Origin of the sequence: Microbacterium sp. 4NA327F11 (assembly GCF_005503465.1) — a bacterium.
GTDB lineage: Bacteria > Actinomycetota > Actinomycetes > Actinomycetales > Microbacteriaceae > Microbacterium > Microbacterium ginsengisoli.
This window is the reverse complement of the sequence record NZ_SCOB01000016.1, coordinates 1-21,813: the sequence shown is the minus strand read 5'-3', so window position 1 is coordinate 21,813 and position 21,813 is coordinate 1. Positions and strand designations below refer to the sequence as shown.

General features: G+C 71.5%; 25 protein-coding genes. 19 read left to right on the top strand and 6 right to left on the bottom strand.

All coding sequences use genetic code 11. From position 1 onward, the window contains the following. Window positions 1-22 precede the first annotated feature (22 nt). Window positions 23-1,168: a glycerate kinase gene (locus tag FFS51_RS10905; protein WP_056207365.1), complete on the top strand. Its 1,146-nt coding sequence runs from the start codon at window positions 23-25 to the stop codon at window positions 1,166-1,168. 13 nt (window positions 1,169-1,181) lie between these two features. On the opposite strand, the gene FFS51_RS10900 is transcribed toward FFS51_RS10905, so the two are convergent. Both FFS51_RS10900 and FFS51_RS10895 read right to left on the bottom strand, forming a co-directional pair. Further along, window positions 1,182-1,604: a VOC family protein gene (locus FFS51_RS10900; RefSeq protein ID WP_056207363.1), complete on the bottom strand. Its 423-nt coding sequence runs from the start codon at window positions 1,602-1,604 to the stop codon at window positions 1,182-1,184. A 42-nt stretch (window positions 1,605-1,646) separates the two neighbouring features. Continuing rightward, window positions 1,647-2,636, bottom strand: a complete 990-nt coding sequence (locus FFS51_RS10895; RefSeq protein WP_056207361.1) for a hypothetical protein — start codon at window positions 2,634-2,636, stop codon at window positions 1,647-1,649. Window positions 2,637-2,689: 53 nt separating this feature from the next. Between FFS51_RS10895 and FFS51_RS10890 the strand changes: the two genes are divergently transcribed. Both FFS51_RS10890 and FFS51_RS10885 read left to right on the top strand, forming a co-directional pair. After that, complete coding sequence (locus tag FFS51_RS10890; protein WP_162237840.1) at window positions 2,690-3,850, top strand: AI-2E family transporter; 1,161 nt, start codon at window positions 2,690-2,692, stop codon at window positions 3,848-3,850. A 1-nt stretch (window position 3,851) separates the two neighbouring features. Next, window positions 3,852-4,643: a dienelactone hydrolase family protein gene (locus FFS51_RS10885; protein WP_056518839.1), complete on the top strand. Its 792-nt coding sequence runs from the start codon at window positions 3,852-3,854 to the stop codon at window positions 4,641-4,643. A gap of 2 nt (window positions 4,644-4,645) precedes the next feature. On the opposite strand, the gene FFS51_RS10880 is transcribed toward FFS51_RS10885, so the two are convergent. Beyond that, window positions 4,646-5,011 (bottom strand): VOC family protein, encoded by a 366-nt coding sequence (locus FFS51_RS10880; RefSeq protein WP_056207356.1) that lies wholly within the window; start codon window positions 5,009-5,011, stop codon window positions 4,646-4,648. Window positions 5,012-5,131: 120 nt separating this feature from the next. Between FFS51_RS10880 and FFS51_RS10875 the strand changes: the two genes are divergently transcribed. The 3 genes from FFS51_RS10875 (at window position 5,132) to FFS51_RS10865 (ending at window position 7,275) form a co-directional block, all read left to right on the top strand. Then, a complete protein-coding gene (locus FFS51_RS10875; protein WP_056518801.1) occupies window positions 5,132-6,217 on the top strand; it encodes an alkene reductase in 1,086 nt (361 codons plus the stop codon). A gap of 69 nt (window positions 6,218-6,286) precedes the next feature. After that, the gene (locus FFS51_RS10870) at window positions 6,287-6,949 is read left to right on the top strand and encodes a hypothetical protein (RefSeq protein WP_056518799.1); all 663 of its coding nucleotides are present in this window, start codon (window positions 6,287-6,289) and stop codon (window positions 6,947-6,949) included. Further along, the gene (locus tag FFS51_RS10865) at window positions 6,946-7,275 is read left to right on the top strand and encodes a hypothetical protein (protein WP_056207353.1); all 330 of its coding nucleotides are present in this window, start codon (window positions 6,946-6,948) and stop codon (window positions 7,273-7,275) included. Before FFS51_RS10870 ends, FFS51_RS10865 begins: the two co-directional genes overlap by 4 nt. 23 nt (window positions 7,276-7,298) lie before the next feature. Here FFS51_RS10865 and purB read toward each other — a convergent pair whose 3' ends face one another. Then, on the bottom strand, window positions 7,299-8,708 hold the full coding sequence (gene purB / locus FFS51_RS10860) for an adenylosuccinate lyase (protein WP_056518797.1): 1,410 nt from the start codon (window positions 8,706-8,708) through the stop codon (window positions 7,299-7,301). Beyond that, the gene (locus tag FFS51_RS10855) at window positions 8,705-9,208 is read right to left on the bottom strand and encodes a low molecular weight protein-tyrosine-phosphatase (protein ID WP_045247045.1); all 504 of its coding nucleotides are present in this window, start codon (window positions 9,206-9,208) and stop codon (window positions 8,705-8,707) included. Before FFS51_RS10855 ends, purB begins: the two co-directional genes overlap by 4 nt. Before the next feature lie 114 nt (window positions 9,209-9,322). Here FFS51_RS10855 and FFS51_RS10850 point away from each other — a divergent pair, with 114 nt between their 5' ends. Continuing rightward, on the top strand, window positions 9,323-9,586 hold the full coding sequence (locus FFS51_RS10850) for a hypothetical protein (protein ID WP_056207351.1): 264 nt from the start codon (window positions 9,323-9,325) through the stop codon (window positions 9,584-9,586). Beyond that, window positions 9,583-10,974 carry a hypothetical protein gene (locus FFS51_RS10845; protein ID WP_056518795.1) on the top strand — a complete coding sequence of 464 codons (1,392 nt, stop codon included), beginning with the start codon at window positions 9,583-9,585 and terminating at the stop codon, window positions 10,972-10,974. Before FFS51_RS10850 ends, FFS51_RS10845 begins: the two co-directional genes overlap by 4 nt. Here FFS51_RS10845 and FFS51_RS10840 read toward each other — a convergent pair. Next, entirely contained in the window at window positions 10,952-11,341 is a 390-nt protein-coding gene (locus FFS51_RS10840) for a phage holin family protein (protein ID WP_045247042.1), read from the bottom strand. The two genes, FFS51_RS10845 and FFS51_RS10840, sit on opposite strands and share 23 nt — an antisense overlap. An 84-nt stretch (window positions 11,342-11,425) precedes the next feature. On the opposite strand from FFS51_RS10840, the gene FFS51_RS10835 reads away from it, so the two are divergent. The 11 genes from FFS51_RS10835 to FFS51_RS10785 all read left to right on the top strand — a co-directional run bounded on the left by FFS51_RS10835 (window position 11,426) and on the right by FFS51_RS10785 (window position 21,731). Then, complete coding sequence (locus tag FFS51_RS10835; RefSeq protein ID WP_056518793.1) at window positions 11,426-12,529, top strand: histidinol-phosphate transaminase; 1,104 nt, start codon at window positions 11,426-11,428, stop codon at window positions 12,527-12,529. 5 nt (window positions 12,530-12,534) lie between these two features. Next, entirely contained in the window at window positions 12,535-13,683 is a 1,149-nt protein-coding gene (locus FFS51_RS10830; protein ID WP_045247040.1) for a thiamine pyrophosphate-dependent enzyme, read from the top strand. Beyond that, window positions 13,680-14,663 carry an alpha-ketoacid dehydrogenase subunit beta gene (locus FFS51_RS10825; protein ID WP_056518790.1) on the top strand — a complete coding sequence of 328 codons (984 nt, stop codon included), beginning with the start codon at window positions 13,680-13,682 and terminating at the stop codon, window positions 14,661-14,663. Before FFS51_RS10830 ends, FFS51_RS10825 begins: the two co-directional genes overlap by 4 nt. Window positions 14,664-14,687: 24 nt before the next feature. Next, window positions 14,688-15,995, top strand: coding sequence for a dihydrolipoamide acetyltransferase family protein (locus FFS51_RS10820; RefSeq protein ID WP_056207347.1), 1,308 nt, complete (start codon window positions 14,688-14,690; stop codon window positions 15,993-15,995). A gap of 87 nt (window positions 15,996-16,082) precedes the next feature. Then, window positions 16,083-17,048: a metal ABC transporter solute-binding protein, Zn/Mn family gene (locus FFS51_RS10815; protein WP_056207344.1), complete on the top strand. Its 966-nt coding sequence runs from the start codon at window positions 16,083-16,085 to the stop codon at window positions 17,046-17,048. Then, on the top strand, window positions 17,045-17,860 hold the full coding sequence (locus FFS51_RS10810) for a metal ABC transporter ATP-binding protein (protein ID WP_056207342.1): 816 nt from the start codon (window positions 17,045-17,047) through the stop codon (window positions 17,858-17,860). The genes FFS51_RS10815 and FFS51_RS10810 overlap by 4 nt, the downstream gene beginning before the upstream one ends. Then, window positions 17,857-18,717, top strand: coding sequence for a metal ABC transporter permease (locus FFS51_RS10805; RefSeq protein WP_045247031.1), 861 nt, complete (start codon window positions 17,857-17,859; stop codon window positions 18,715-18,717). Before FFS51_RS10810 ends, FFS51_RS10805 begins: the two co-directional genes overlap by 4 nt. A gap of 62 nt (window positions 18,718-18,779) precedes the next feature. Then, window positions 18,780-19,193, top strand: coding sequence for a Fur family transcriptional regulator (locus FFS51_RS10800; protein WP_045247030.1), 414 nt, complete (start codon window positions 18,780-18,782; stop codon window positions 19,191-19,193). 10 nt (window positions 19,194-19,203) lie between these two features. Then, window positions 19,204-20,223 (top strand): permease, encoded by a 1,020-nt coding sequence (locus tag FFS51_RS10795; RefSeq protein ID WP_045247029.1) that lies wholly within the window; start codon window positions 19,204-19,206, stop codon window positions 20,221-20,223. 25 nt (window positions 20,224-20,248) lie between these two features. Next, complete coding sequence (locus FFS51_RS10790; RefSeq protein WP_056207341.1) at window positions 20,249-21,043, top strand: TIGR03943 family putative permease subunit; 795 nt, start codon at window positions 20,249-20,251, stop codon at window positions 21,041-21,043. Continuing rightward, window positions 21,033-21,731 carry a hypothetical protein gene (locus FFS51_RS10785; protein ID WP_137878344.1) on the top strand — a complete coding sequence of 233 codons (699 nt, stop codon included), beginning with the start codon at window positions 21,033-21,035 and terminating at the stop codon, window positions 21,729-21,731. Before FFS51_RS10790 ends, FFS51_RS10785 begins: the two co-directional genes overlap by 11 nt. The last annotated feature ends 82 nt before the right edge of the window (window positions 21,732-21,813 follow it).

Genomic DNA, 21,813 nt, shown 5'->3' with positions numbered 1-21,813 from the left:
CCTGGTGTGCGACGGTGCTCTCATGTCCGTTCACGACGAGGTGACCGCGACCGCGCTCACCGTGGTCGTCGCCCCCGACAGCTTCAAAGAGACCCTGTCGGCCCCCGCTGTCGCCGACGCGTTCATCGCCGGGTGGCGCTCGGCGCGGCCCGGTGACCATCTCATCTCCCGACCGATGGCCGACGGCGGCGAGGGAACCCTCGACGCGATCGCGCGCGCCGTGCCCGGATCGGTGCGCGAGCCGGTCGCGGTGACCGGGCCCGACGGTGCGCGGGTCGAGTCCGCGTGGCTGCGGCTCCCGCCCACGCCCGACGCTCCGCACGGCATCGCCGTGGTCGAGCTCGCCGCCACCTCCGGGCTCGAACTGCTCGGATCGCGCCGCCTCCCGTGGGATGCGCAGTCGGTCGGCTTCGGCGAGGCGATCGCCGCCGCGCTCGACGCGGGGGTGTCGCGCCTGCTGCTCGCGGTGGGCGGCAGCGCATCCACCGACGGCGGCACCGGCATGCTGACCGCGCTCGGCGCCCGGTTCACGGATGCCGCGGGCTCCCCGATCGCGCACGGCGCACGAGGGCTGCTCGATCTGGCGCATCTCGACCTGTCGGGCCTGCGCCCGCTGCCGACCTGCGGGGCGGTCGTGCTGTCGGATGTGAGCAACCCGCTGCTCGGAGAGCGCGGCGCGGCATCCGTCTTCGGACCCCAGAAGGGGCTCGACGGCGAGGCCATCGCCCGTGTCGACGCCGCACTCGCCCGGCTCGGCGGGCTGCTGCCCGGCGACCCCGACGCGGCGGGCGCGGGAGCCGCGGGCGGGGTGGGGTTCGCGCTGCGCGCCTGGGGCGCCACGGCCGCCTCCGGTGCCGGACAGGTCGCCCGCACGATCGGACTCCCCGCCGACCTCGACCGCGCCGACGTCGTGGTGACGGGCGAGGGCTCGTTCGACGGACAGACGGCCGCGGGAAAGGCCCCCGCGATTGTCGCCGGGATGGCGGCCGATCGCGGGGTCTCCGCGTTGCTCGTCGCCGGGCGACTCGTCGCCGACCCGACCACCGCGGGCTTTCGCGCCGCCTACTCGCTCACCGACCTCGCCGGGTCGGGAGAGGCCGCGCGCGCCGAGGCGGCGTTGTGGGTGCGCGAGGCCGGGAGGCGCGCCGCCGCGACTCTCGTGCTCTGAGCCGTGGGCGACGTCAGGCGAGCGGGGCGTCGTCGCCAGGGAGGGCGACGTTGAACATCCAGCGCACGCCGAACCGGTCGGTCACCTCGCCGTACATGTCGCCCCACACCTGCTTCTCGAGCGGCTGGCGCACCGTGCCGCCGTCGCTGAACCGCGCGAACCAGCCGAGCACGCGCTCGACCTCGTCGCTCATGAACGCGGCCGAGATGCGGGTCTCACCCACGACCTGGTCGGGCTCGAGACCGTCGGCGCCCATCAGATCGAAGCCGTCGGCCTTGAGCTCCGAGTGCATCACGTGAGAAGGGTCGGCTCCGGGCATGCCGAAATCGCCGAACGTCGAGATGGTCAGCTCTCCGCCGAACACCTCCTGATAGAAGGTCATCGCCTCGCGGGCGGCGCCGGCGAACTGGATGTAGGGGATGAGACGCGTGGTCATGTGAGCCTCCGAACGGGGTGACGGTCGTGGACGGTTCCGACGCTAGGCGCCCGCTCCTCGAGGGGCAAGGGCGGATGCGGCATCCCACCACTCGAGCACCCGCAGCGACAGGAACGTGAGCCACGGCGACGCCTCGCCCTCGGGCACGTCGACGTCGAACCAGACGGCGCCGGGGTGTCGATGCTCCTGCACCCAGCGCCCGTCGTCGCCCCGCTTCGACCGGATCGACGCGATCGCGTCGGCGAGCCGCGGGTCGGGGGCGACCCCGTCGAACAGGGCGGCTGCACGGAAGTAGTCGGCCGCGTGCAGTGCGCTGTAGACATGCCGGAACGGGTACGCCAGATGGTGCACATACGGCACCACCGGCTCGCCGCTGCGCAGACCGTAGAGCGCCCGCCGCTCGAGCAGGTACTGCTCGGCACCGTGGCGGGCGGCAGTCAGTTCGGGGAAGCCGAGCCCGGCCCGCTCGTAGGCGAGCACACCCTCGAGTGCATTGAGGGTCGAGGGGAACGAGGACCGCGTCGATCCCTCGACCCACTCGCAGTTCCAGCCGCCGTCGGGCTGACGGTGCTCGACGAACCACCGGGCGATGCCCGAGACGTCCACCCCGAGCCACGCCCCGGCGGCGAGGGTGTAGCCGTTGATGCAGCAGTCGACCTCGCCGTCCCAGTACGGCAGATCGTCGTACTCCCACCGCGCGTGCGTGCGCAGCTTCTCCGCCGTGCCGTCGAGGACGGATGCCGCCACCCCCCACTCGCGCAGCTGCTTCAGGCTCCAGGTGGTCGCCGTCCAGGGCTGCCCGTCGGCGCGCTGCTCCTCGGTGAAGTCGGCGGGGAAGAACGCACCGCCCGCCCACTGGCCGTCGGCGTCCTGCCGGGCGAGGAGCGCGGCACCCATGCCCTCGCGGGGCACCCGCGCGCGCGTCGCCTGCCACACCGCCTCGGGCGCGCCGACGAGGTCGCGCTCGACCTGCCAGCGCAAGGCCGGGTCGGAATCGAGCAGCCAGGACATCACGTCGTCGCGGGGGGACATGTGGTCACGGTAGCGGGAGGCCGCGACATCCCGACAGGCGTATGTTCGACCCCATGACGCTCTTCTCGCGGCGTGCCTCCCCGCCGGCCTCCCCGGCCCCCGCCGCACCCGACCCGGTGCCGGCAGGCCTGAAGATCGGGGCGGCGTTCGCCTGGCGCCTGCTGGTGATCATCGCGGCGCTCGCGGTGGTGCTCCTGGTGGCGGTGCATCTGTCCGAGGTGGTCATCCCGTTCCTCATCGGTCTCGTGCTCTCGGCGTTGCTCGTCCCCTTCTCGAGCTTCCTGCAGCGGCATCACTGGCCCAAGTGGCTCGCGATCATCACCTCGTGGATCGCGGTCTTCGCCGCGCTGGGGCTGCTCTCCTTCATCGTGGCCATCCAGATCCGCTACGAGCTGCCGAAGATCGAGCACCAGATCACCACCGTCGTGGCCTCCGCGAAGGACTTCCTCGCCACCCAGCCGTTCGGCATCACCGATCAGCAGCTCGACACGTGGATCTCGGACATCGTCACCTACATCCAGACCCACGCCAGCGACATCGGCACCGGCTTCGCCGCCGCAGGGCTCGGCATCGTGCACGCGATCGAGGGCATCTTCATCGTGATCTTCGTGACGCTGTTCGCCTTGATCGACGGACCCCGCATGTGGCGCTGGTTCGTCCGCGTGTGGCCGCGTGCGGCGCGCCCCCGCCTCACCGCCGCCGGTCACGCCGGGTGGCGCACCCTCACGAGCTTCATCCGCGTGCAGCTGGTCGTCGCGGGCACCGATGCGATCGGCATCGGCGTGGGAGCCGCGATCCTCGGGGTGCCGCTGGCGATCCCGATCGCGGTGATCGTGTTCCTCGGCGCGTTCGTGCCGGTCGTCGGAGCGATCGTCGGCGGCATCGTCGCCGTCGGCATCGCACTGCTGTTCAACGGCTGGGTGCACGCGGTGATCATGCTCGGCATCGTGATCCTCGTGCAGCAGGTCGAGAGCCACGTGCTGCACCCCTTGCTCACCGGAAGCGCGGTCAAGGTGCATCCGCTGGGCGTCGTGCTCGGCGTCGCGACGGGCGCCGCCCTCGCGGGCATCGCAGGCGCCTTCTTCGCGGTGCCGTTCATCGCGACCGCGAACGCCATGATCGTGGCCGCCTACCGCACCGACCCGGATGAGCTCACCGGAGCGGGACACGATCCCGGCGCGGCGCGCGAGCGACGGCGACGACCGAGGGAGTGATGTGAGCGACGGCTTCGACGAGAGATGGGATGCCGCAGACTTCACCGCCGCGGGCCTCACCCACCGGGTGTTCCGACGCGGCACCGGTCCCGGCGTCGTTCTGGTCCCCGAGATCCCCGGTGCGACCCCCGAGGTGATCGGCCTCGCCGACCTGCTCGTCGAGGCGGGGTTCCGCGTCGCGGTGCCCTCGATCATCGGCACTCCGGGTCGTCCCGCGACCGGCGGCTACCTCGCGGCCTCCGCCCTGCGCATGTGCGTGTCGCGCGAGTTCGCGGCGTTCGCCCGCCGGGCCGATCGGCCGGTCACGTCCTACCTCCGCGCGCTCGCGCGCGACCTGCACACCGAGTCGGGCGGTGCCGGCGTCGGCATGATCGGCATGTGCTTCTCGGGCGGCTTCGCGCTCGCCGCCGCCGTCGAGCCGGCCGTCATCGCGCCGGTGCTGTCGCAGCCCGCCCTGCCGCCCGCCTTCGGCGCCGGCGCGCACGCCACCGGACTCACCGAGGCCGCCGAGGCGACCCTTGCCACCCGCGTGCGCGATGAGGGACTGTGCGCCCTGGGTCTGCGCTTCACCGCCGACCGCAGCGTGCCGGCGTCCCGCTTCGCCGCGTTCGAGCGGGCGCTCGGCGAGGGCTGGCGCGCGTTCGAGATCGACTCCTCAGCGGGCAACCCCGATGGCATCCCGACCTCGGCCCACTCGGTGCTCACCGATCCGCACGCGGGCGAGGCGGGGCATCCGACCCATGCGGCCCGGGCCGCGGTCGTCGACTTCCTGCGGCAGCGGCTCGCCGCGTGAGCTCAGCCGAGTCGCTGCTCGACGAGCCCGACGAGGTTCCCCTCCGAGTCGCGCACGAACGCCTGCCACTCGTCGGAGCCTGCGGGACCGAGGCTGTCGTCGTGGTGGGAGAAGATCGGATGCGGCGGCGTGACCACCTCGGTGCCGGCATCGCGCGCCCGCGCCACGGCCTCGTCGATGTCGTCGACACGCAGGTAGATCAGCGCTGACGGCGCCGCGCGGTCGACGAGCAGTCGCACCCCGTCGAGGTCGAAGAACACGAGCCCCGGCGGATCGAACGCCGCGACGGGCTCGCGCGCGAGCAGCGTCGAGTACCAGGCGGTGGCGCGCGCCAGATCTTCGGCATGCTGGGCGACCTGCACGAGCATCGGGACCCCTCTCGTGAACGTGCGGTGCACACCAGGATGCCGCGCCGCGCCGCCCGACGGAATAGGCAACCTCCGCGACGGGTTGTGTCCGGCGGCATCCCCGATCGATTGGACCCGCCCGTGCAGCTGCTCACCCCCGTCACCGTCGGCCTCCTGGAACTCCCGAACCGGCTGGTGATGGCGCCGATGACCCGCCTGCGCGCCGGGACGGACGCCGTCGCCACGCCGCTCATCGCCGAGTACTACGCCCAGCGTGCGACGGCGGGTCTGCTCATCACCGAGGGCACCTTCCCGAGTGCCGAGTCGAAGGCGTACCCCGGGCAGCCCGGCATCGCCTCCGAGGAGCAGGCGGCCGGCTGGGCGCTCGTCGCCGACGCGGTGCACGCCGCCGGCGGACACGTGTTCGCCCAGCTCATGAACGGCGGCCGCGTCTCGCACCCGGAGATCACCGGAACGGCGCGCATCGTGGCGCCGTCGGCGATCGCCATCGAGGGCGAGGTGCGGGTGCCCGGCGGATCCAAGAAGCCCTATCCCGTGCCGCACGCCCTCGACGGCGCGGAGCTGGAGATCGTGCGCGACGAGTTCGTGCTCGCCGCCCGCCGTGCGATCGCCGCCGGACTCGACGGGGTCGAGGTGCATTCCGCCAACGGCTACCTGCTGCACCAGTTCCTTTCGCCGGCGTCCAACGTGCGCACCGACGGCTATGGCGGCAGCCCCGCCGCCCGCGCCCGCTTCGTGATCGAGGTCACCCGCGCCGTGGCCGCCGAGGTCGGTGCGGCTCGGGTGGGCCTGCGCATCTCGCCGGAGCGCAACATCCAGGACGTCTGGGAGAAGGATGCCGCGGACGTCCGCGCGACCTATGAGGCCCTCGTCGACGGGGTCGCCCCGCTCGGTCTCGCGTACCTCAGCGTGCTGCACCCCGACCTCGACGGATCGCTCGTGCAGGATCTGCGTCGACGGTTCGGCGGCGTGGTGGTCGCCAACTCCGGAGTCGCGAGCCCGACGACCCGGGACGAGGCCGAAACCCTCGTCTCCTCCGGAGTCGCGGACGCCGTCGCCGTCGGACGCGCGCTGATCGCGAACCCCGACCTCGTTGCCCGCTGGCGGGAGGGTGCCGACGAGAACGCGGTCGACCAGGCGAGCGTCTATGGGCCGGACGCCCGCGGCTACACCGACTACCCCGCCCTCACGACCGTCGGGGGCTGACCGGACCCCTCGGTTCACAGCCGGCGAGACGTAGACTTGATCGACTCTGCCGCTTTCCGAGGTTTCCCCGTGCCCGACGCTCCCACCGCCCGCGCCTTCGAGGTGCGCCACCTGCAGTTGGCGCGCGCCGTGTTCGCGGCGATCGCGGCGGCGATGATCACGTTCTCTGCCGACCACTCCGCCTCGGTCGGACTGTCGGTGTTCAGCGGATTCGCGATCACGACCGCCCTCGTGTTCCTGCTCTCGGCCTGGCTCGTGTACCCCCGCGGCCAGCGCACACTTCCCCTCGTGCTCGGCGTCCTCACCCTCGTCGCCGGCATGGTCGCGGGTGTCGCCGTGATCCGCTCGACCGTGCTGCTGTTCGTCCTCGTCATCGTCTGGGCGCTCGTCACCGGGCTCATCGAGGGCATCGCGGGCTGGCGCGCGGTGCGCCGCAGCGCACGAGGCACAGCGGCGGCATCCGATGCCCGTGACGGCCTGATCGTCGGGGCCATCACGGTGCTGCTGGCGGTGGGGATGCTGTTCATCAGCCCGCAGTACGTGCTGCCGTACTACATCGCCGAGGCGAACCAGTCGTTCACCCTCACGGGTACCGCCATCGGCGTCGGCGTGTTCGGCGGATACGCCGCCATCATCGCCGTCTACCTCGCGATCGCCGGCCTCTCGCCGCGACGCCCCACCGCGCCCGCCGATGCGCTCGCGACCGCAGACCCGTCGAAGGACCGCGCATGACCGACAAGCCCACCCGCCGCGACCTGTTCAAGCCCGTCCAGCTGCTCGGGCTCGCCCTCGCCGCCGCCGTGTTCGCGGGCGTCGTCGTGCTGATCTCGATGGGCTTCTTCCAGGACCGCTTCTCGGGTCAGGGCCAGCACGCCCTGGTGATCGGACTCATCGCCGCAGGCATCACGTTCGTCGTGACGCTCGTCGTCATCGCGCTGCTCGTGCTCGTGGTCGATCCCGCGCAGGTCACGAAGGCCATCGACGGCCCGGTGCTGCTCACCAAGGACGCCCAGAAGGCCGAGAAGAACGACGCGGACTCGGGCGCCGACGCTCCGTAGCCGCCGCTGCTCGCCCGTCGCCGTCAGATCAGGTCGACGAGCTCCGACGCGATGCCCGTGTACGTCGCCGGCGTCAGCGTCAGCAGGCGCTGCTTCGCGGCATCCGAGATGTCGAGCTGCGAGACGAAGTCGGCGAGATCGGATGCCCCGACCCGCCGCCCGCGCGTGAGGTCCTTCAGCAGCGCGTAGGGGTCGGTGATCGTCGAATTGCCTGCGGTGACCTCCGCCCGCACGACGGTCTGGATGGCCTCGGCGAGCACCTCCCAGTTGCCGTCGAGGTCGGCCAGCAGCACGTCGTCGCGCAGCGAGATCTCGCCGAGACCGCGCAGCAGGTTGTCGAGCGCGAGCAGCGAGTGGCCGAACGCGACGCCGATGTTGCGCTGCGTGGTCGAGTCGGTCAGGTCGCGCTGCAGGCGGCTCGTGACGAGCGTCTGTCCGAGCGTCTGCAGGATGCCCGCGGAGATCTCGAGGTTGGCCTCGGCGTTCTCGAAGCGGATCGGGTTGATCTTGTGCGGCATCGTCGACGATCCCGTCGCGCCCGCGACGGGGATCTGCGCGAAGTAGCCGAGCGAGATGTAGGTCCAGATGTCGGTCGCGAGATTGTGAAGGATGCCCCCGGCATGGCGCACGCGGTCGTACAGCTCGACCTGCCAGTCGTGCGACTCGATCTGGGTGGTGAGCGGGTTGAACCCGAGCCCGAGGTGCTCGATGAAGCGGCTCGCGACCAGACGCCAGTTGACGTCGGGGGCGGCGGCCAGGTGCGCCGACCAGGTGCCGGTCGCGCCCGAGAACTTCGCGAGGAACTCGGATGCCGCGATCTGCCGTTCGACCCGCTGGAGACGCCAGACGAACACCGCGAGCTCTTTGCCCATGGTGGTGGGGGTCGCGGGCTGCCCATGGGTGCGGGCGAGCATCGCGGCATCCCGATGCTTCTCGGCGAGGGCCGACAGGGCGCCGATCACCGCGCGCAGCTTCGGCAGCCACACGTCGTGCACGGCACGCTTGACCGTGAGTGCGTACGCAGTGGAGTTGATGTCCTCGCTCGTGCAGGCGAAGTGGGTGAGCTCGGCGAGCCGGTCGAGACCGAGCTGCGCGAGCCGGTCGCGCACGAGGTACTCGACGGCCTTCACGTCATGGCGGGTGACGGCCTCGCGCTCGGCGAGCCAGTCGATCTCGGCCTGGCCGTAGTCGAGGTACAGCAGGCGCAGTCGGTCCTGGGCGACCTCGTCGAGCGGGGAGGTGCCGAACGCGCTCTCGTTGGTCAGGGCGATCAGCCACTCGACCTCCACCTCGACGCGGGCGCGGTTGAGGCCCGCCTCGGAGAGGTACTCGCCGAGCTCGGCGACCGCGGCGCGGTACCGGCCGTCGAGGGGGCTGAGGGGCTGCACGGGGAACGACGACGACACGGAGGACTCCTGTCGGGAGAAGGTCAGCCCGCGGAACGGAGGGCGGGCTCGAGCTGCCGGAAGAGCGCCCGGCAGGCCTTCTCAATCATAGTGAGCACGCCGTCGAACTTGTCGGGGCCGGCGTAGTACGGGTCGGGCACGTCCAGATGGTCGCCCGCCTCCGCGTCGAACGAGCGCAGCAGCGCGATCTTGTCTGCGTCGTTGTCGTCCCGCGACCAGCCCCGCAGGATGCGCTCGTGGGCGCGGTCGAGCACGACGACGAGGTCGCTCGAGTCGAAGTCGGCGAACGAGAACTGGCGCGCGCGGTGCCGGCTGCCGTCGTACCCGCGGCGCTCGAGGGCGTCGAGCGTGCGGGGGTCGGCGCGCTCGCCGACGTGCCAGTCGCCGGTGCCCGAGCTCGACGAGGCGACGCGGTCGCCGAGGCCGGCCTGCTGGGCGAGCGTGCGGAACACGACCTCGGCCATCGGGGAACGGCAGATGTTGCCGGTGCACACGAACACGACGCGGAACGGTGCGGACGAGGGCATTGCTCCATTCTGGCCCCGTGCACGGCCTCCTGCCCAGGGGCGGGACCGCCCGGTTTGTCCCCCGGTCGTGCTCTCACCTGCCTCGTGCGGGATGTCGTGCGCGAGCGTGGCCGTATGCCAGCCGCTGCCACCCCCGTCGAGGTCGCCGCCCTGATCGCCGCGTTCGACCACCTCGCCGAACTGGTGGGCGACCTGTCGGTCGCCGCCGCCCGCATCGCCCCCGAACTGCAGTGGCAGTCCGAGGCGATGCTCGCCTTCGCGACCCGATGGGATGCCACGTGCTCCCTCGCCGACCGCACGCGCCGCCGCGCACGGGTCGCGGCCGATGATGCGCGCTGGGTGCAGGCGACGCTGCTGGCGGGCGTGGGGGCGCCGTGAGCGACGTCGACATCCGCTCCGGCGGCGCCGTCGCCGTCGACACCGCGACCCTGCGCGCCGCGGCCGAGCGGGTGCGCGCCCTCGCCCCGCTCGCGTCGGCCGCGGGAGAGGCGGCTCGGCGGGTGCGTGAACTGAGCTTCGCGGTGTTCCCTCACGGCGGCCGATTCGAGGTGGCGACATCGACGCTCGTGAGCGGAACCGGTGTGCTGGTGGCCGATGTCGCCTACCTCGCCGACGCGCTCGAGAACACAGCGGCCGCGTACGAGCTCGTCGAGCTGCGCGCCGAGCGGGCCCTCGCCGAGACCTCGGGCGACCACGGTCGTGTGGCCGAGATCGACGTGTCGATCGACGGACTCAGGGCGCGATGGCCGGCAGCGTCAGACATCGCCGATGCCTCCGAGCTGGCCGCGACCGGCCACTCCGACGAGGTGTGGCGCCAGCTCTCCGCGTGGGGTGTGCCGATCGTCGGCCTCACCGGCGCCCTCGGCATCGGCGCTCTCGCGCTCGTGCTCGGTGCGCGCGGCGCACTGCGGGGTGCCGATGCGCCCGGCCGCGTCGCGCGCGGCGCGCGTCTGGGCGGCTCCGTGCCCGCTGTCACCCTCCTGCCCCAGCCCGTGGGCGCTGCGACCGGCCGCCCCGCCGGGCTGGCCGACCTCTACGCGCGCGTGCCCACGGGAGAGGCGCGGGTGCGTATCGAGCGCTACACGATGTCCGACGGCAGCCGGGCGTACGCCGCGTACATCGCCGGCACCGACGGGTCATCGACGTGGGACAACACCGCGAACCTCGCGCTGTATCGGGGTGACGCGTCGACCTCGTCGGCCGCCGTCGCACAGGCGCTCGAAGCCGCGGGTGCGCAGCGCGGCGACACAGTGCAGGTCACGGGTTACTCGCAGGGCGCGATGGTCGCCGCCCACCTCGCGGCATCCGGGGAGTACGACGTGCCCGTGCTCGCGACGTTCGGGTCCCCCGTCGCCGTCGACGTCGATCCGGCCACCCTCGTCGTCGATGTGCGGCACGACGACGACCCGATCGCCGCCCTCGCCGCTCCGCCGAGCGCGGCCGCTCTCGGCGCGGACGGTGGCGTCACGATCGGTCGGGTCGTCGACCCCGCCACCGGCCCGCACGACGTCACGATGCCGGCCCACGACGGCGGCGCGTATCTCGAGACGGCACGGCGGGCGGATGCCTCGGGTGATCCGCGGCTCGCCGCCCTCGAGCAGCGGCTCGCCGTCTACGACGCGGCTGTCAGCGTCGAGACCTTCGCCTACTCGGCCGAGGCGGTACCCACACCCGCGCCGACGCCCACGCCGGGTCTCGACCCGTCGCTCCAGAGGCCGCTGGGCAGCCGAACGGGCGGGGACGTCAGCGGCGGCGGGGCCGGATGATGATGCCGGCGATCCAGTTGATGAGCGAGATCACGATCGCCGCCACCACTCCCCACCAGAAGCCGTCGATGCGAAGGCCCCAGTTCCACAGCCCCGTGATCCACGCGGTGAGCCACAGCAGGAAGCCGTTCACGATGAGCGAGAAGAGGCCGAGCGTGAGCACGTAGAGGGGGAAGGTCAGGATCTTCACGATCGTGCCGACGATCGAGTTCACGATCGCGAAGATCGCCGCGACCGCCAGCAGTGTGATCACCAGCTGCAGCGTCTCGCCGGGTGCGAACGGGATCACGACGACACCCAACACGGGAATCAGGGTCACGACCCAGATGGCGAAGGCGTTCACGACGGCGCGGATGAGGAATCCCATGCGCGCAGTCTCCCACGCGGCATCCTCGGGCCGGAAGCGCTCCGGACGCGGATGCCGCGGTGCGCCCGCTCCTAGACTCGGCACGTGACCGATTCGCTCCCGATCCGCGCCCGCGCCGACATCGCGGCGCTCCCCCCGTACCGCCAGGGACGCCAGGCCGGCGCCGATGCGTTCAAGCTCTCGAGCAACGAGAATCCGTTCGAGCCGCTGCCGAGCGTCGTCGCCGCACTGCAGGGTGCCACGGGAGTGAACCGCTACCCGGATGCCTCGGCCGCCCTCCTGCGCGCACGTCTCGCCGAGCGTTTCGGGGTCACCGCCGAGGAGGTGCACATCGCTGCCGGCAGTGTGTCGATCCTGCTGCAGCTGGTGCTAGCGACATCCGGTCCCGGCGACGAGATCATCTACGCGTGGCGCTCGTTCGAGGCCTATCCCGGGCACGTGAAGATCGCCGGCGCGACCGCCGTCGAGGTGCCCCTGCTCGCCGACGGTCGCCACGACCTCGGCGCGATGGCGGCTGCGGTTACCGATCGCACGCGACTGATCATCGTCTGCAGCCCGAACAACCCCACCGGGCCGATCGTCACGCAGACCGAGTTCGAGCAGTTCCTCGCGCGGATCCCCGCCGATGTGCTCGTCATCCTCGACGAGGCGTACGCCGAGTTCGTCACCGACCCCGAGGCCGTCGACGGGCTGCGCGAGCTCGGTGTCATCCGTCCCAACGTCGTCGCCCTGCGCACCTTCTCCAAGGCGTACGGCCTCGCGGGTCTGCGTGTCGGCTACGCCGTCGGCCACCAGCGCGTGCTCGACCTCGCCCGCTCCACCGCCATCCCGCTGTCGGTGACGGCTGCGGCCGAGTCGGCGGCGCTCGTCAGCCTGGACGCCGAAGCCGAGCTGCTCGACCGCGTGCGCGAGCTCACCGACCGGCGCGCGGCCCTCGTCGACGGCTTGCGTGCCCAGGGCTGGCGGGTGCCCGAGACGCAGGGCAACTTCGTCTGGCTCGACACCCGCGCCGACAGCCAGCGCATCGCCGCGACCTTCGACGAGGGCGGCATCATCGTGCGTCCCTACGGGGACGACGGCCTGCGCATCTCGATCGGCGAGGCCGAGACTGTCGAGAAGGTCCTGCAGATCGCGGCATCCGTTGTAGATACTCTCGCGAAGGGGCATCCGGCGCTCGCGTTAGCGTAGACACCGTGACTCCGCTCGACGACGTGGCCCCGCCCGCCGACCCCGAGATCATCAGCGTGCTGGCCGCCGACGGCTCGTACGCCCCGACGCCGTCGGCAGAACCCTTCCTGCCACTCGTCGAGGCGCTCACCGAGACCGACCTCGAGACCTTCTACCGCGACATGGTGACCTCGCGCGCGTTCGACCGGCAGGCGACCAACCTGCAGCGGCAGGGCCAGCTCGCCCTCTGGCCGCCGAGCTTCGGCCAGGAGGCCGCACAGGTCGGCTCGATCCGCGCGGCACGACCGCAGGACCACATCTTCCCCTCCTACCGCGAGCACATCGTCGCCACGATCCGCGGTGTGGACCCGGTCGGCATCATCCGCCTCATGCGCGGCGTCTCCCACGGCGGCTGGAACCCCCTCGACCCGGCCAACGGAAACACGCGCCTCTACACGCTCGTGCTCGGTTCGCAGACCCTGCACGCCACCGGCTACGGCATGGGCCTCGTGTTCGACGGCCGCACCGGCACCGGCGACCCCGAGCGCGACGAGGCAGTCATCGTCTACTACGGCGACGGCGCGTCCAGCCAGGGCGACGTGCACGAGGCGATGGTCTTCGCTGCGAGCTACCGCACCCCGCAGGTCTTCTTCCTGCAGAACAACCAGTGGGCGATCTCGGTGCCGGTCGCGGTGCAGTCGCGCACGGCGCTCTCGCGCCGCGGCTACGGCTACGGCATGCCGAGCCACCGCATCGACGGCAACGACGTGCTCATCAGCTACGCCGTCACCCGCCACGCGCTCGAGGCCGCCCGGGCGGGCGAGGGCCCGTCGGCCATCGAGGCGGTGACCTACCGTCGCGGTGCGCACACCACGAGCGACGACCCCACGAAGTACCGCACCGGTTCGGAGGAGGAGGGCTGGGCGCTGCGCGACCCGATCGCGCGCCTGCGCACCTACCTCGAGGGCCGCGGGGCATCCGCCGCCTTCTTCGACGAGGTCGACGAGGGCGCCGCCGCGCACGCCGATGACGTGCGCACGCGCGCCGTCACCCTGACCGCACCCGAGGCGCCCAGCATGTTCGCCCACGTCTACACCGATGATCACCCGCTGATGGCCGAGCAGGCGCGCTGGCTCGCCGACTACGAGGCATCCCTCGACGGAGGCGACGCATGAGCGACACGACCACGCTGCCGTTCGGCAAGGCGCTGAACGCGGGCCTGCGCAAGGCTCTCGCGGATGACCCGCGGGTACTGCTGATGGGTGAGGACATCGGACCGCTCGGCGGAGTGTTCCGGGTGACCGAGGGCCTGCAGGCCGAGTTCGGCGACCGCCGGGTGATCGACACGCCGCTGGCCGAGTCTGGCATCCTCGGCACCGCGATCGGCCTCGCCATGGCCGGCTTCCGGCCCGTGTGCGAGATCCAGTTCGACGGGTTCGTGTTCCCCGCGTTCGACCAGATCACGTCGCAGCTCGCCAAGATGACCAACCGCCACGAGGGCGTGCTCTCGATGCCGATCGTGATCCGCATCCCCTACGGCGGCCACATCGGCGCGGTCGAGCACCATCAGGAGAGCCCGGAGACCTACTTCACGCACACGCCGGGTCTGCGGGTCGTGAGCCCGTCGACCGCGAACGACGCGTACTGGATGATCCAGGAGGCCATCGCCTCCAACGACCCGGTCGTCTTCCTCGAGCCGAAGAGCCGCTACTGGCACAAGGGCGAGGTCGACCTCGAGGCATCCGCTCTGCCGCTGCACGCGTCGCGCATCGTGCGCCGCGGCACCGACGTCACGCTTGTCGGTCACGGCGCCATGGTCTCGGTGCTGCTGCAGGCCGCAGCGCTCGCAGAGAGCGAGGGCACGAGCTGCGAGGTCGTCGACGTGCGGTCGCTGTCGCCGATCGACTACGGACCCGTGCTCGAATCCGTGCGCCGCACCGGTCGCATGGTCTACGCGCAGGAGGCTCCCGGCTTCGTGAGCGTCGGCAGCGAGGTGGCGGCCACGGTCGCGGAGAAGGCGTTCTACGCGCTGGAGGCGCCGGTGATCCGGGTGTCGGGCTTCGACACCCCCTTCCCGCCCGCGAAGCTCGAGGGCGTGTACCTGCCCGACCCCGACCGCATCCTCGAGGCCGTCGACCGCAGCCTCGCCTACTGAGACCGCACCGCGAAAGGAACCCGGATGAGCGACCAGACCTTCCACCTCCCGGACGTCGGCGAAGGCCTCACCGAGGCCGAGATCGTCTCGTGGCGCGTGGCCCCCGGCGACACCGTCGACGTCAACGACGTGCTCGTCGAGATCGAGACGGCCAAGTCGCTCGTCGAGCTGCCGTCGCCCTTCGCGGGCACCGTCGGCGAGCTGCTCGTGGCCGAGGGTGCGACCGTCGACGTCGGCGCGGCGATCATCACGATCTCGGGCGGGCAGGATGCCGCGGCCCCCGCGTCACCCGCCGCGCCGGCCGCCGATCCGGGCGAGGGCTCCGGGTCGGTGCTCGTCGGCTACGGCTCGGCGGAGCAGGTGCACTCGCGTCGGCGCAAGCCCGCCGAGAAGCCCGTCGCCGCATCGGTCGGTGTGGTCGCGAAGCCCCCGATCCGCAAGCTCGCGCGTGACCTCGGTGTCGACCTCGCCTCGGTCGTGCCGAGCGGCCCGGCGGGCGAGGTCACCCGTGAGGACGTCGTCGCGCATGCCTCGCAGGCGAGCGTGTTCCGCAACATCGAGACGCCGGAGTGGCCGGAGGTGCGCGAGGAGACGATCGCCGTCGCGGCCGCGGCATCCGAGGTCGACGACGTGCGCGTCGAGTCGATCCCCGTGCGCGGCGTGCGCAAGGCGACCGCGAGTGCGATGACGTCGAGCGCCTACTCGGCGCCGCACGTGTCGGTGTGGACGGATGTCGACGCCACCCGCACGATGGAGCTCGTCAAGCGCCTGAAGGCCTCGCCCGACTTCGCCGACATCAAGGTCTCGCCGCTGCTGATCATGGCGCGCGCGGTGATCTGGGCGGTGCGCCGCACGCCGATGGTGAACGCCGCGTGGGTCGAGGGCGACGACGGCGCCCAGATCTCGGTGCGCCACTACGTGAACCTCGGCATCGCCGCGGCGACTCCGCGGGGCCTCCTCGTGCCGAACATCAAGGACGCGCAGGACCTCAGCATGCGCGATCTCGCCCGCGCGCTCGAGAAGCTCACGCTGACCGCCCGTGAGGGTCGTACCGCACCGGCCGACCAGCAGGGCGGCACCATCACGATCACGAACATCGGCGTGTTCGGGATGGACGCCGGCACCCCGATCATCAATCCGGGCGAGTCCGGCATCGTCGCGCTCGGCACGATCCGGCAGAAGCCGTGGGTCGTCGACGGCGAGGTGCGCCCCCGCTGGGTGACCACCGTCGCCGGGTCGTTCGACCACCGGGTAATCGACGGGGACGGCATGAGCCGGTTCATCGCCGACGTCGCCGCCGTGCTCGAGGAGCCCGCGCTGCTGGTCGAGTAGCCGTGGCAGCACGGCCGGGGGCCGGTGCTGCAGCGTCCCCCGCGGCGCGATTTTGAGAACGATTATCACTAAGCATAAGCTGTCCGCATGCGATCCCCCCGGACCCTCCTCGCCCTGCCCCTGCTCGCCGCCGCGGCAGCCCTGACACTGTCGGGCTGCACGGGGGCGGCGGCATCCTCACCGTCGTCGTCGGGCGGCACCATCCAGGTCGTCGCCTCGACGAACGTCTACGGCGACATCGCGCAGACCGTCGGCGGGTCGGCCGTGCAGGTGACCTCGATCATCGCCAACGAGTCGCAGGACCCGCACGACTTCGAGGCGAGCGCCGCCGACCAGCTCACCGTCAAGAACGCGCAGCTGCTCATCGAGAACGGCGGCGGCTACGACCCCTTCCTCGACCAGCTCGTGCAGGCCACCGGCTCCACGGCGCCGATGATCACCGCCGCGACCCTCTCGCCCGAGTACCCGGCCGACGGCAACACCGCCGAGCACAAGGACGACGCCGATCACGCCCACGACCACCTCGAGGGCTTCAACGAGCACGTCTTCTACGACCCCGCCGTCATGAAGACGGTGGCCGCCAAGATCGCGACCGAGCTCGGCGCGCTCGACCCTTCCCAGGCGGCGACGTTCACCGCGAACGCGCAGGCGTTCGGCACCCAGATGGACACGATCGAGCAGAGCATCGCCACCATTGCCGCCGCTCACGCGGGGGTGGGAGTGTTCGTCACCGAGCCCCTGCCGCTCTACCTCACCGACACCGCCGGCTTGGACAACGTCACTCCGGTCGCGTTCAGTGAGGCCGTCGAGGGCGGCCAGGATGTCCCGCCGGCGACCCTGCTGCAGGCGCTCGCCCTCATCTCCGACGGCAGCGCGAAGGTCGTCATCGTCAACGCGCAGGCCGCCGGAGCAGAGACGACCCAGGTCGAGGACGCGGCGAAGGCTGCGAACGTCCCCGTGCTGAAGTTCTCCGAGATCCTCCCGGCAGGCCAGACTTATGCACAGTGGATGCAGCAGAACGTGACCCAGCTGGCCGACGCGCTGGGCAAGTGACCCCGGCCCCCTCGCCGCTTCGCATCTCGGGTGCCGCGCTCCGCCGCGGCACCCGAGAGCTGTGGAGCGGCCTCGACCTCGAGCTCGCCCCCGGTGAGCTCGTCGCCGTGCTCGGGCCGAGCGGTTCCGGGAAGACCACACTGCTGCGCGCGATCCTCGGCCTCGAGCGGCTGAGCGAGGGATCGGTCACCGCGCTCGGCCGGCGCGTGACGCGCCCGGGCAACCGGCGCGTCGGCTACATCCCCCAGCAGCGGCCGCTCCCGCGTGAGACGTCGCTGCGCGCGCGCGACCTCGTCGGACTCGGCGTCGACGGCCACCGCTTCGGCCTGCCGATCCCGCGGCGCGGCGACCGCGCCCGCATCGACGCGCTTCTCGGCGAGGTCGGCGCCGCCGCCTTCGCCGACCGCCCGGTGGGACTCCTGTCGGGCGGCGAGCAGCAGCGCCTGCGCGTCGGCCAGGCGCTCGCCGACGACCCGAAGCTGCTGCTGTGCGACGAGCCCCTCACGAGCCTCGATCTCGCCAACCAGCAGGCGATCGTCTCCCTCATCGACCGGCATCGTCGCGAGAAGGATGCCGCGGTGCTCTTCGTCACCCACGACATCAACCCGGTGCTCGACTCGGTCGATCGCATCCTCTACCTCGCCGGCGGCCGTTTCACGCTCGGGCGACCCGCGGACGTCCTCGACTCGGCGGTGCTCTCGGAGCTCTACGGCGCCCCGGTCTACGTGCTGCGCGCCGGCGACCGGCTGGTCGTCGTGGGCGCGCCGGATGCCGAGGCATCCCCTCACCATCACGGCGAGGAGCACGGATGAACGGCGACGCGATCGGCAACGCCCTCTTCGGCGGCATCTCGCAGTACGGCGCGATCCTCGCCCTGGTGCAGAACTCCGTCTGGGCGGGAGCGCTCCTCGGCCTCGTGGGGGGCCTCATCGGTGTGTTCGTCATGCAGCGCGACATGGCCTTCGCGGTGCACGGCATCTCGGAGCTCTCGTTCGCCGGAGCGGCGGCGGCCCTGCTGTTCGGCTTCGACATCGTCACCGGATCGATCATCGGCTCGCTCATCGCCGCGGGCCTGATCGGATGGCTCGGGGTGCGCGCCCGCGACCGCAACTCGATCATCGGGGTGCTCATGCCGTTCGGCCTGGGCCTCGGGATCCTGTTCCTGTCGCTCTACAACGGCCGCAGCGCCAACCGCTTCAGCCTTCTCACCGGACAGATCGTCTCCGTGCAGTCGGCGCAGCTGACGGCCCTCGCCGTCATCAGCACCGTCGTGCTCGTGGCGCTGCTGCTCATGTGGCGGCCGCTGCGCTTCGACTCCCTCGACCCCCAGTCGGCAGCAGCCCGCGGTGTGCCGTCGACGTGGGTGTCGTTCGGCTTCATGCTGCTGCTGGGCCTCGTCGTCGCTGTCGCGGTGCACATCATCGGCGCGCTGCTCGTGCTCGCGCTGCTGGTCACCCCGGCCGCGGCGGCGATGCGGGTGGCCACGGGTCCGCTCGCGGTGCCGGTGCTCGCCGCCGCGTTCGGCGTGGCCTCGGCGGTGGGCGGCATCCTGCTCGCCGTGATGGGCACTCTGCCGGTGAGCCCCTACATCACGACCATCTCGTTCCTCATCTACCTCGTCTGCCGCATCGTCGGTGCGGCGAGGGAGCGTCAGACCCGCGCCCTCTGAGGACGCCGGGAAAGCCGGATGCCCCGGCTGACCCCGCGTTCCTCGTGGGTAGACTCGCCGCCATGGTGCAGCGGAACACGTGGCAGCGCGATCGCGTGCGCGAAGAGCTGTCCGACGCTCCCGGGTTCATCAGCGCACAGGATCTGCACGCGCGCCTGCGTGAGCAGAACACCGGCATCGGTCTCGCCACCGTCTACCGCGCCCTCTCCACCCTCGCCGCCCACGGCGAGGCCGATTCGCTGCAGAGCCCCGAGGGCGAGAGCCTCTACCGCGCGTGCGCGACGACGGGACACCACCACCACCTGATCTGCCGCCGCTGCGGCAAGGCCGTCGAGATCGCGGCGACCGACGTCGAGGAGTGGGCCCGTCGCACCGCCGCGGCCCACGGCTTCACCGAGGCCGAGCACGTCGTCGACATCTTCGGTCTCTGCGCCGACTGCACCGCCCTCCGGGCCCACGAGCGTGACAACGGCTGAACGCGCCCGGGTGCGCCGGTCGACCCCGGCACCGGAGCCCCGTCGCGCGCCCGGACGCATCGCCGGCGCCCTGCTCATCGGCGCGATCGTGGTCGGTGTCGTCTTCGCCGTCAACCTGCTGGTTCCGGGCGCGCTCGACATCTCCCTCCCGACCCGCGCGCAGGACGGCCTGACCCTCGCGATCAGCGTGCTGATCGAGTCGCTGCCCTTCGTGGCGCTCGGTGTGCTGCTGTCGATCGTCGTGCAGGTGTGGGTGCCGCCCGGAGCGATCGAGAGATGGATGCCGCGCCGCGCCTGGGCCCGCCGGGCGGTGCTGTCGCTGCTCGGCATGCTGATCCCCGTGTGCGAGTGCGGCAACGTGCCGTTCGCGCGGGGGCTGCTGATGCGCGGGTTCGCGGTGTCGGAGACGCTCACCTTCCTCGTCGCCGCCCCGATCGTGAACCCGATCGTCATCATCACCACGAACCAGGCATTCGGGTTCGACGACGGCATCCTCGTAGCTCGCCTGCTCGGCGGATTCGTCGTCGCGAACCTCATCGGCTGGCTCTACAGCCGCCACCCCGACCCCGACGCGCTGCTGACCGATCGGTTCCGGGCGACCTGCGAGATCGTCGAGACCGAGTCGGGCGGGCGCTGGCGCCGCTCGCTGGCGCAGTTCCTCGTGGAGCTGCGCGCGGTCATGCCGGCTTTGGTGATCGGCTCGGCGCTCGCCGGGGCGGTGCAGGTTCTGGTGCCGCGCGAGGCGCTTCTCGCCATCGGCTCGAACCCGGTGCTCTCGATCGTGGCGATGATGATCCTCGCGATGATCGTCTCGATCTGCTCGAACGTGGACGCGTTCTTCGCCCTGTCCTTCGCGTCGACGTTCACCCCGGGCGCGATCGTCGCCTTCCTGCTGGTCGGTCCGCTCGTCGACGTCAAGATGATCGCCCTCATGCGCACGACGTTCACGGCACGCGTACTCGCGGGCACGGTCGTCGTCGTCGTGCTGTTCGCGTTCGTGCTGGGTCTGGTGGTGAACCTCGTTGCGTAGGTCGTCGGCTCTCTTCTCCCGGTGGATGGGCGCGGGCATCGCCTCCCTCCTCGCGGTCGCGACGATCGTGCTCTGGCTCACCGGCCAGCTCGCCCTCTACATCAACCCGTCGTCGTACTGGTTCGCGGTGCCCATGGCGTTCGTCGTGCTCATCGGCGCAGTGCTCAGCTTCGCGCTGCCCCTCGGGGCCGAGGCCGACCACGGTCACGACCACGGTGCGGTGGCGGATGCCGCGCATCACGACCACGACCACGCGTACGACCACGACCACCCGCACGACCACGAGCACGCGCCCCGCCGCGGGGTGCGCGCGTGGGTGGGGCTCGGCGCGACCGCGATCGGCGGGGCCATCGCGACTGCGGTGGCGGTCGCGATCGTCGTCGTGCCCCCGGCATCCCTCAGCGCCGAGCTCGCGCAGTCGCGCAACGTGGGCGCTGCGCCCCTGTTCGCGGGATCCGACACGATCACCCTCGCCAGCACGGGCGACACGGCAACCTTCGGGGTCGGCGACTGGGCCAGCGTGTTCGCGACCGCGACGAGCACCGAGGTGTTCGAGGGTCGCACCGTGTCGCTGATCGGCTTCGTGACCCCCGCGCAGAACGGCGGGGCGTTCGATCTGACACGGCTGGTCATCACACACTGCGTCATCGATGCGCAGACCGCGAGCCTGACGATCGCGGGGGCGGACTCGACACCGAACACCGGCCAGTGGGTCGATGTGAAGGGCACGGTACGCGCGGCGTCCGACACCGGAAAGCTCGAGATCGTCGCCTCGAGCGTCACACCGATCGCCCAGCCGCAGGATCCGTATGAGTACTGACCCGGCACTCCGCACCCGTTCGGGTCGCAGTCGCCGTCGCCGGCGTGCGTTCGGCATCGGATTCGCCGCCGTGATCGCGGTGCTCGGCGTCGTCGCGCTCGCGGGCGCGGCGGTGTCGAGCGTGCAGGGTCCGCGTGTGACGGCGGTGTCGGTCGATCCGCAGGCGGCTGTCGAGGCCGGCGGTGCCCGCGTCATCCTCACCACCTCGCAGTCGCTGCAGAAGGTGGAGACCTCGCAGGTCACCGTCACGCCTGCCGCGTCGTTCACCGTGCAGACGTCGGAGCGCGACATCGGCGTGCGCTTCTCGAACGCCCTCTACGACGACACGCAGTACACCGTCACCGTCCACGGGGTGGTCGGCATCGGCGGAGGTCCGGTGACGACGCTCAGCGAGAGCTTCCACACGCCCGCGCTGTCGGTCTTCATGCTCAAGCGCGGCAGCGGCACCGACACGATCTTCCGCACCGGGCTCGACGGTGCCCAGGCGGTCCCCGTCTTCGAGAACCCTCACATCGAGGACTTCCGGGCGACGAGCCAGCACCTCGTGATGTCGGTGCGCACCGCCGACGACAAGCCCGAGCTCATCGTCACCGACCTCGACGGCGCGAACGCGCGCACCCTTCCGCTGCCGGGCGCGGGTGACATCCGCGATCTAGGTGTACTTCCCCGGGAGGTTGTGAACGGGTGAGGTAGGCGAAGACCTCCGGGCAGGATGTGGGTTACCACACTCGCATCCTGACCACGGAGGTCTTCGTGTCTCACGCTAACGC